At 64.5% G+C, this 2,082-nt stretch carries 3 protein-coding genes; 1 reads left to right on the top strand and 2 read right to left on the bottom strand.

Annotation, left to right across the window (positions count from 1 at the left end):
• Both AC0AP0_RS09735 and AC0AP0_RS09730 read right to left on the bottom strand, forming a co-directional pair.
• Window positions 1-473 (bottom strand): DEAD/DEAH box helicase (locus AC0AP0_RS09735; protein ID WP_490430315.1); only part of this gene is annotated, 473 nt, incomplete at its 3' end.
• Window positions 470-1,132, bottom strand: a complete 663-nt coding sequence (locus AC0AP0_RS09730; RefSeq protein WP_046323699.1) for a class I SAM-dependent methyltransferase — start codon at window positions 1,130-1,132, stop codon at window positions 470-472. The genes AC0AP0_RS09735 and AC0AP0_RS09730, both read right to left, overlap by 4 nt.
• A 225-nt stretch (window positions 1,133-1,357) precedes the next feature.
• Here AC0AP0_RS09730 and AC0AP0_RS09725 point away from each other — a divergent pair.
• A partial coding sequence (locus tag AC0AP0_RS09725; protein WP_490430316.1) for an HflX GTPase family protein occupies window positions 1,358-2,082 on the top strand: 725 nt, incomplete at its 3' end.

Raw genomic sequence — 2,082 nt, 5'->3', positions numbered from 1 at the left:
AGTTTCAGGTCGGGCCGTTTGGGCAGCAGGGCGGTCAGATACCCCAGCAGAAAGTCGATGTTCAGGCTGCGCTCGTGGGCCTCGTCGATGATGATGGTGTCGTAGGCCCGCAGCTGGGGATCGCCCTGGATCTGCGCAAGGAGGATGCCGTCGGTGACCACTCGCAGGCGGGTGCTGCGGCTGGACTTGTCGGTGAAACGCACCTGGTAGCCGATCTGGTCGCCCAGCCTGGTGCCCGTCTCCGAGGCAATGCGCTCAGCCACGGTTCTGGCGGCGATCCTCCTGGGCTGGGTGTGCACGATTTGGCGGCCGTGGTCGCCGCGACCCATCTCCAGGAGGATTTTGGGGATCTGAGTGGTCTTGCCTGAGCCGGTCTGACCCGAGACGATGACCACCTGAGAGGACTGCACGGCATGGACGATGTCCTCCTTGGCCGCGCTGATGGGCAGCTCGGCAGGATACTCGAACCTCATGCCCGGCCCACCTCGATGATTCGGTAGCCCTTGGCCGAGGCATACTTCTCGGCCGTCCAGCCGGGGCCCAGGGCGTCAGCCAGCCAGGGGATCAGGGAGTCGGCACCGAGATTGCGTTGGACCACCAGATAGGCCCGGCCCTGGGGCTTCAGTCTGGGCAGGTAGGTCATCAGCAGGTCGTGCAGGACCGTCTTGCCCACTCGGATGGGCGGGTTGGACCAGATCAGATCGAAGCGCAAATCGTCCGGCACCTGCTCCGGGGTCAGGGTGCGCACCTTGTCAAGGTCCTGGGATCGGGCGTTGCGGGCAGTCAGATCCAGGGCCCGCAGGTTGGTGTCCACAGCGTAGACGTTGGCCTTGGGCGACTGCATGGCCATGCTCAGGGCGATGGGTCCCCATCCGCAGCCCAGGTCCAGAAAGTCGCCCTCTGTCGGTGGCTGAGGGACGCGTTTGAGCAAGACCGAAGTGCCCAGATCGAGCCTGCCCGACGAGAAGACCCCGTGAGAGACCTCCACCTGGCAGGTGCGGTCGGCCAAGTCCACCTTGATGGTTCGCCGCTGGTCGGGGGAGGCCGGACGGGCCACGAAGTACTGTTCGCCTCCGTCCGTCTCGGTCCTGGAGGATTGCCCCCGGCTGCTGCCATGGTCCCTGTGCGTCATGTCCATCCCATCCGTCTTTGAAGTCTGCCCGTCCCTCGGGCACCCGCTGATGTCTGCTAAGAAGATGATAATAAAGACTGTGTCGTGATTCCGCCTATACCGGATTCGTTCCCTAGTCCATAGATCAACGCAGAGGTGCCTTTGACCCAAGAAAAACCGACCCAAGAGCATGGTTCAGCAGTTGACGATGCCCATCAGGACCCGCTCTCTCACAAATCCGAGGTACTGACCGGCAGTGAAGGGCAGGCCGGGCAGGACCAGGATCAGGAGTGGGAGGAGCGCAGTCGGCGCAATGCCTTCCGCCATGTCGAGGGGCTGGGTGAGCTCCAGGACGTGACCGAGGTGGAATACCGCAAGGTCCGTCTGGAGCGGGTGGTCCTGGTCGGCGTCTGGTCGGGTTCGCGGACCACGGTCGGTCAGGCCGAGGAGTCCCTGCGCGAGCTGGCTGCCCTGGCGAGGACTGCCGGGGCCGAGGTGCTTGACGGACTGCTTCAGCAGCGGGTCAAGCCGGATCCGGCCACCTACCTGGGTTCGGGCAAGGCGCGGGAGCTGGCAGATATTGTGGCCCGGCTGAGCGCCGACACCATCATTACCGATGACGACCTTCATCCCTCCCAGCGACGTGCCCTTGAGGATGTCACCAAGGTCAAGGTGGTCGACAGGACGGCCCTGATTCTGGACATCTTTGCCCAGCATGCAACAAGCCGCGAGGGCAAGGCCCAGGTGGAGCTGGCTCAATTGGAGTATATGTTGCCCAGGCTGCGTGGCTGGGGTGGATCCCTCTCCCGCCAGGCTGGTGGCCAGGCTGCCGGGCAGGCCGGCGGCATAGGCTCGCGCGGCCCAGGCGAGACGAAGATCGAAACAGACCGGCGTGTCATCAGACGGCGGATTTCCCGGCTGAAGCGCCAGATCGCCCAGATGGCCCCCTCTCGTCAGGTCAAGCGCGGATC

It is taken from the genome of Bifidobacterium sp. POST2/T3 (B1) (assembly GCF_058197115.1).
Note: the sequence above shows the minus strand (reverse complement) of the source record. Positions and strands in the feature narration are given on the sequence as shown.